This is a genomic window from Compostibacter hankyongensis, assembly GCF_039541075.1.
Taxonomy (GTDB): Bacteria; Bacteroidota; Bacteroidia; order Chitinophagales; family Chitinophagaceae; genus Compostibacter; species Compostibacter hankyongensis.
Map to the genome: position 1 here is coordinate 44508 of NZ_BAABFN010000003.1, position 6400 is coordinate 50907.

4 protein-coding genes are annotated in these 6400 nt (G+C 54.3%); 1 reads left to right on the plus strand and 3 read right to left on the minus strand.

Annotated features, from left to right (window positions below; all coding sequences use genetic code 11):
* Nucleotides 1-26 precede the first annotated feature (26 nt).
* Both ABD851_RS09040 and ABD851_RS09045 read right to left on the minus strand, forming a co-directional pair.
* Nucleotides 27-977, minus strand: a complete 951-nt coding sequence (locus ABD851_RS09040; protein WP_344978299.1) for a DUF2279 domain-containing protein — start codon at nucleotides 975-977, stop codon at nucleotides 27-29.
* Between the two features lie 2 nt (nucleotides 978-979).
* Nucleotides 980-2707 carry a phospho-sugar mutase gene (locus ABD851_RS09045; protein ID WP_344978296.1) on the minus strand — a complete coding sequence of 576 codons (1728 nt, stop codon included), beginning with the start codon at nucleotides 2705-2707 and terminating at the stop codon, nucleotides 980-982.
* A 98-nt stretch (nucleotides 2708-2805) separates the two neighbouring features.
* Between ABD851_RS09045 and ABD851_RS09050 the strand changes: the two genes are divergently transcribed.
* Entirely contained in the window at nucleotides 2806-3462 is a 657-nt protein-coding gene (locus ABD851_RS09050) for a protein-L-isoaspartate(D-aspartate) O-methyltransferase (protein WP_344978294.1), read from the plus strand.
* Here the strand turns inward: ABD851_RS09050 and ABD851_RS09055 are convergent.
* Nucleotides 3459-5948: a TonB-dependent receptor gene (locus tag ABD851_RS09055; protein WP_344978292.1), complete on the minus strand. Its 2490-nt coding sequence runs from the start codon at nucleotides 5946-5948 to the stop codon at nucleotides 3459-3461. The two genes, ABD851_RS09050 and ABD851_RS09055, sit on opposite strands and share 4 nt — an antisense overlap.
* Nucleotides 5949-6400: the final 452 nt, after the last annotated feature.

Here is a 6400-nt window from a genome sequence, read left to right on the forward strand (position 1 = left end):
GGAGCGGCAGTGCAGTCCGCCCTGCTTCAGAAATAAAGGGGATGGAAGCGCGCCTTTCCTTTGGACGTGATCTCCAACGCCGGCGCCGGTATCTTGATCGTATTGAGCACCTGCAGCAGCACGCGCACGGCTTTGTGGCGGCTGTGTATCTTGGTAAAATCAATATCCGGGGAAACATAGAATTGCCGTAGCCGCGGAAGATGGCTGTAGTCGCGGTGGATGCCCTCATCGTCCGTCCAGATGTTATCCCGTCCGCCAAACATGTTTTTGCCGCCGTAACCGAAGGCCAGGTTCAGCCAGGGCGGCAGGTTGCTTCCGGGCAGGCATGCGCGCAGGTTGACGCTCAGCCAGTAAGTTTGCGTGTTGTAATCCTTCAGGATGTTTTCCATAAAAGGGGCTCCGAACAACGTTTCGGCACGCCGGTGCAATACGGGATCGCGGCGGTAGGATTCGGTATGGGCGGAGAATTTCAGCTGTATGCGCTGCTCTCCCCAGGTCAGCTGCTGCGCCGCCAGCAGGGCGCCGCCGGCCGCATTGGCCAGCATATCTTCTGCGGAGAACCCCCACTGTGCGGAATAGCCATCCAGTATTTCTACGACGGTCTGGTAGCCAAATCCGGTAAGGGTCCCTATCCATGCGCTTTTTCGGGGTGTCATGCCGGTCCACTCCCAAACCGATGTGGCATAACGACTCAGGGTATACGTCGTAAATGCATGTCCGGCTTTATCCATCTGGTACCATTCCGGACCGTCGTTAAAAAAATGAAAATGGCTGCGGGGATAATTTTTGTACCAGTACTGGTTAAGCAGCAGCAGGGAGCCGCCATACAAGGCGATGCCTGCGCCGGCTACCGTCCATACCCTGCCCGGCACCACCGTATCGGGAGGGGAGAGCGGCTGCGCCCTGCCCGCGAAGCCGCAAAGCATGATCCCGGCAATGAGCCGCAGGCGACGGCAGGCCTCCAGGCAGCGGCGCATCGCTATTGCAGTTTCAGGTCGTCTATGATGGCCGCGATCCGGCCGGCCAGCTGCTCATCCAGCTCATCATATCTGCTTTTATCGGGCAGGGCGTCCTGTACGCTGAAATAAAATTTGATCTTGGGCTCTGTGCCCGAGGGCCGGGCGGAGATCTTGCTGCCGTCCGCCAGCAGGAACTGCAGGACATTCGATTTCGGGAGACCGGTAATGGGAGCCGTTGTACCGTCTTTCGGATTTTTTGCCTGCTGTAGCTGGTAATCATAAATAGCGGTAACCGGAGAGCCGTTGACCGCCCGCGGAGGGTTTTCCCGGAACTGCTGCATCATGGCAGCGATCTCCGCCGCACCGTCGCGCCCCTTGCGGGTGATAGACAGCAGCTTTTCGAGGTACATGCCTTCTCTCTGGTAAATGGAGATCAGCTCGTCAAAAAGCGTCTGTCCGCGGTCCCTGGCCACGGCGGCCATCTCGCAGATAAGCGCTACGGCCGATATGGCATCCTTATCCCGGGTTTTGTCGCCGATCATATAGCCGTAGGATTCCTCTCCTCCGCAGACGAAGTTGAGCTCATCTTCATGCTCTCGGATCTTTTCGGCGATCCACTTGAAGCCGGTCAGCACATTGAAGCAGCGGATACCGTGGCTTTTTGCAAAGCGGTCTATCAGGTCGGTGGTCACGATGGTCTTGCAGACATAATCCTTATCGCTGCTGATCCCTTTTTGCTTGCGGGCGCTGATCAGGTAGTTGAACAGCAGTACGGCGGTCTGGTTACCATTCAGCAGTATCCATTTGTTTTTATGATTTTTAACGCCAACGGCTACACGGTCTGCATCGGGGTCGGTTCCCAGCAGGATATCCGCTCCGATCTCCTCGGCTTTTTTCAGCCCCAGGCTCATGGCTTCGGCTTCTTCGGGATTGGGGTAGACCACGGTGGGGAAGTTGCCGTCGGGGGTAGCCTGCTCCTCTACGATGTGCAGGCTGGTAAAGCCGAACCGCTTCAGGATCTCAGGCACGAGGGTAATGCCTGTGCCGTGTATGGGGGTATAAACGATCTTCAGGTCATGCTGCTTTTTGATGATGTCCGGATTTACCGACAGCGCTTTTACCATATCCAGGTAGGCATCGTCGACCTCCTGTCCGATAAGGGTGATGTTATCGGCCTGTCCTTCCCATTTTACCGCTTCGGGGGAAGTGATCCTGTTTACCTCATCTATTACGTTTTTATCGTGGGGCGGCACCAGCTGCCCGCCGTCGCTCCAGTAGGCTTTATAACCGTTGTATTCCTTGGGGTTGTGGGAGGCGGTGCAGACCACGCCGCCGTGGCAGCGCAGGTGCCGTATGGTAAAGGACAGTTCGGGCGTGGGGCGAAGGCTTTCGAAGAGAAAAACGCGGATGCCGTTGGCCGCCATTACCTGGGCGGTGATCTCGGCAAAGCTGCGGCTGTTGTTGCGGCTGTCGTGCGCGATGGCGATGCGGATCTCGCCCTGCACCGATTTTTTCAGGTAGTTGGCAAAGCCCTGGGTGGCCATGCCGATGGTATATTTGTTGATGCGGTTGGTGCCGGCGCCCATGATGCCGCGCAAACCTCCGGTACCAAATTCCAGATTCTTGTAAAAGGCGTCGGCAAGGGCCTCCGGATTTTCTTTTTGCAGTTTTCTGATCTCGCTTTTCGTGGCCTCGTCAAAAGGGCCGTCCAGCCACTGTTGTGCTTTTTCCTGAATATTTGCTTCCATGGGATTATTTAAGATTACAGAGTAAAATAAAGACAAAAAAAGAGAATACCCATACGAATGTCCTAAAATTATACCTGTCCAATTGCTATTTTTGCGCCATGAGGAAGTATGAAGATACCTGGCGGCACAAGGGAATGCGGACAAAGCTGGTGGAAGGTCTGCGTGAGAAAGGAATTGCCGATGAAGCCGTGCTGCAGGCTATCCAGCATATACCCCGTCATTTTTTCCTGGATACGGCCTTCGAGTCCATCGCCTATGAGGACCGGGCTTTCCCGATCGGGGAGGGGCAGACCATTTCCCAGCCTTATACCGTAGCTTACCAGACCCAGCTGCTGGAAGTAAAGCCTTTTGACAAGGTGCTGGAGATCGGTACGGGCAGCGCCTACCAGTCCTGCGTGCTGGCGGAGCTGGGCGCTCATGTATATACCATCGAAAGACAGAAAAAGCTGTACGAACAGCTAAAGCATTTTATTTTCCGTACCCGCTACCCGACTATCAAGTTTTTTTACGGGGACGGTTATGAGGGACTGCCTACCTACGCCCCGTTTGACAGGGTGATTGTTACCGCCGCCGCGCCGGAGATACCCCGTAAGCTGCTGGAGCAGCTGAAGACCGGAGGCATGATGGTAATTCCTGTCGGTGGTGCCGCCGGACAGCGGATGCTCCGGATCACAAAAACCGGAGATGATGATTTTGAGGAGGAAGCTTACGATAATTTTTCCTTTGTACCCATGCTCAGCGGGAAAGGACATTAGTTCATATCTCCGCCGCCCTGATCCATCATCATATTGTTATCCCCGCCACCCTGCTGCGACTTGGTTTTGGCTTTGCGCTTGAACAGACCCACGTCCTGCTTTCCGAAGCGGTAGCTGAAGTTGATCTTGAAAACCCGCGACATCCGCTTACGGGTGGCGTCCTGGATAAAGTATCCTTCCGATACGGTATGGGTAAACCTTTGCTCGGTGTTGAAGATATCCGAGAGGCTGAGTGTCAGCGAGGCGGCCCGGTTTTTCAGGAAATCTTTCCGGAGGGCGATATCCATAGAGCCGTTTCCGCGGATCTTTCCCTGCGGGATCACGCGGGGCGCTTCGTATTCGCCGGTGAGCTGCACGACAAAATTCTTGGGCAGCCGGGTCTCGGAATTGAGCTTGCCGAAGCCGCTGAAGCCGGAGTTCGAAAGGTTGCTTTGTATCTTTGAGGCATCGATATCGGTCTGGAAGACGTTCACGTTGGCCGTTACGTCCCACCAGTTGGTGAGGGCTGTCTTGAGCGTGATCTCCGCACCGTAGGTATTGCTGGTGTTGGCATTGACATAGGTGCTCAGCAGGGTATCTTTGGATATCGGTATTACGTAAGAGGTGATCAGGTTGTTGGTGTTCCTGAAATAAAGGGTAGCCAGCAGGTTGGTGCTTCCGAAAACGTTGTTGTAGGAAAACTCAAAGGAGTTGGTGTATTCCGGCAGCAGCTCGGGGTTGCCCTGGCGCAGGTTCTGCGGATCTTCATAATCGATCCGGGGAGAGAGCTGCCAGAAATCGGGCCGCTCGATCCGGCGGGAATAGTTGAGCTGCAGCTGCTGGTTCTCGTTCTGGCCCAGCTGTTGTGTCAGGAACAGGCTGGGGAAGAAGCCGGGCTTGCTATAGGAAAAGGAGTAATTGCTGTCCAGCATTCTGCCTTCGTTCTCATACTGCTCAAAACGCAGACCCGCCTGATATCCGAACTTGCCGAACTTATCGGCGTAATTTAGGTAAGCGGCATAAGTACGTTGCTGGAACTTATAATCATACGAAGCCAGCGGATCCTTTACATATTCCTTGCCGTTATCGTCATAGTTGTTCATGGTGCTGTAATTCCGGCTGTCGGATATCCGGGCCCGGACTCCGGCTTCCAGCTTGGCTTTTCCGTTCCGCAGGGGATTGGTATAATCCGACTGGAAATCATACAGCGTGGCGCTTCCCCCGCTTTCATACTGCTGCAGGAAAGGATCGCGAAGCTGCTCGCCTTCCTCACCGAAATAGGTGGTCTGGTAGGTGCCGCTACCCGGACCTTTGAATCTGCGTATGCTGGCCTGGGCGGTAAGCTGTTCTTTTTCCTTTACAAAATCATGGGTATAGTTGAGCTCCCCGGAGAGAAAATGAAAGGTGCGGTCTTCCCGGGTGTCGCGTATGCTGGAGGAATCCGGTACCTTGCCGGAGCCGCTGTAGGTGTTGTACTGCATTCCGTCCGAGGTATTGTTACCGCCGCCGATGGCGCCCTGTATGTTAAAGGTATTGCGGTTATCCATAAAGTAATCGAGCCCGATCCGGCCCACCTGGAAAGGTCCCTTTCCGGTCTCATCGGATTTCTGGTCCAGGAAGCTGCCGTCGGAAAGGTTCTGCCGGCTGGTGGTGCCTTTATGGGTACGTTTGCGGTAGTTGGCGAAATAGTTCAGCGAAAGGTTAAACGGCTTTTTATAGATATTCAGGCTTGCCCCCCCGTTGTATTCGGGCTGGTTGCTGAGGCCGCCCATAACCATGCCGTTAATACCGGGCTTGCGGTCTTTTTTCAGAATTACGTTGATGATGCCGCTCATGCCGGAGGCATCGTATTTGGCGGACGGGTTGGTGATGATCTCGATATCCTGTATCTCATCGGAAGGGATCTGATCCAGCGTAAGGGGACTTTCCCGGCCGTCTACGAAGATGGTGGGCGTGCCGTTGCGGAGGGTGACGTTGCCGTCTACATCCACATTCACCGTGGGCACTTGCCGGAGCGCGTCGGTGGCGGTGCCGCCCTTGCTGACGAGGCTTTTCTCTACATTGAAGACCTTTTTATCGATGGCCAGGTTGAAGGCGCTCTTATCCGCCGTTACCACCGTTTCCTCGAGGGTATGTGTACTTTGACTGATCTTCAGGTTGCCCAGGTCCCTGTCGCTGCTTTGCGGGGTAATGGAGAAGCTTTTGTAAAGCGGATCGTAACCGACGAAGTTTATCCGCAGAAGATACTTGCCCGGGGCAAGTTTTTCCACATCGAAGCTGCCGTTCTCCTTGCTGAGCACGCCGGTCACCGTTCCGGAATCGGCTGCACGCAGTATCCCGACGGTGGCAAACCCGACGGGCTTGCCGCTTTTGGCGTCAAACACCTTTCCATAGGCGTGTCCGTTCTGGGCTCCGCCGCCCGGTCCGCCGGGTTGCTGGGCTTTCAGTACAAAGGGACATAACAGCCATAAACCGATTACGACCAGGAATATTTTTCTTTCGCGCATTGCAACTTGTTGTGACGTCAATGACCAGACAATATGTCTTCTTTTCCGCGGCGGCTGACCTGCCGCTTGGGAAAAAGGAGTACAAAAATAGTGCAGAGCGGCGAGGGGTTATAAAATATTGTGATGAAAGGAGCATACCCGACAGGAGGCCCGCAAATGCCGGGTGGAAAGGTCTTAACATTTGTTAACATTCCGGGAGGGGGTGAAAGGTAAAAGGCGAAAGGCGAAAGGCGAAAGGTAAGAGGTAAAAGGTAAAAGGTGAGAGGTAAGAGGCGAAAGGTAAGAGGTAAAAGGTGAGAGGTAAGAGGCGAAAGGTAAGAGGTAAAAGGTGAGAGGTGAAAGGTGAAAGGTAAAAGGTGAAGGGTGAAAGGTGAAGGGTGTCTTGTGAGAGGTGAAAGATAAAGAGTAAAGGCCGCTGGCCATTGACGCTGACGAAATAGTTTGGAAAATAA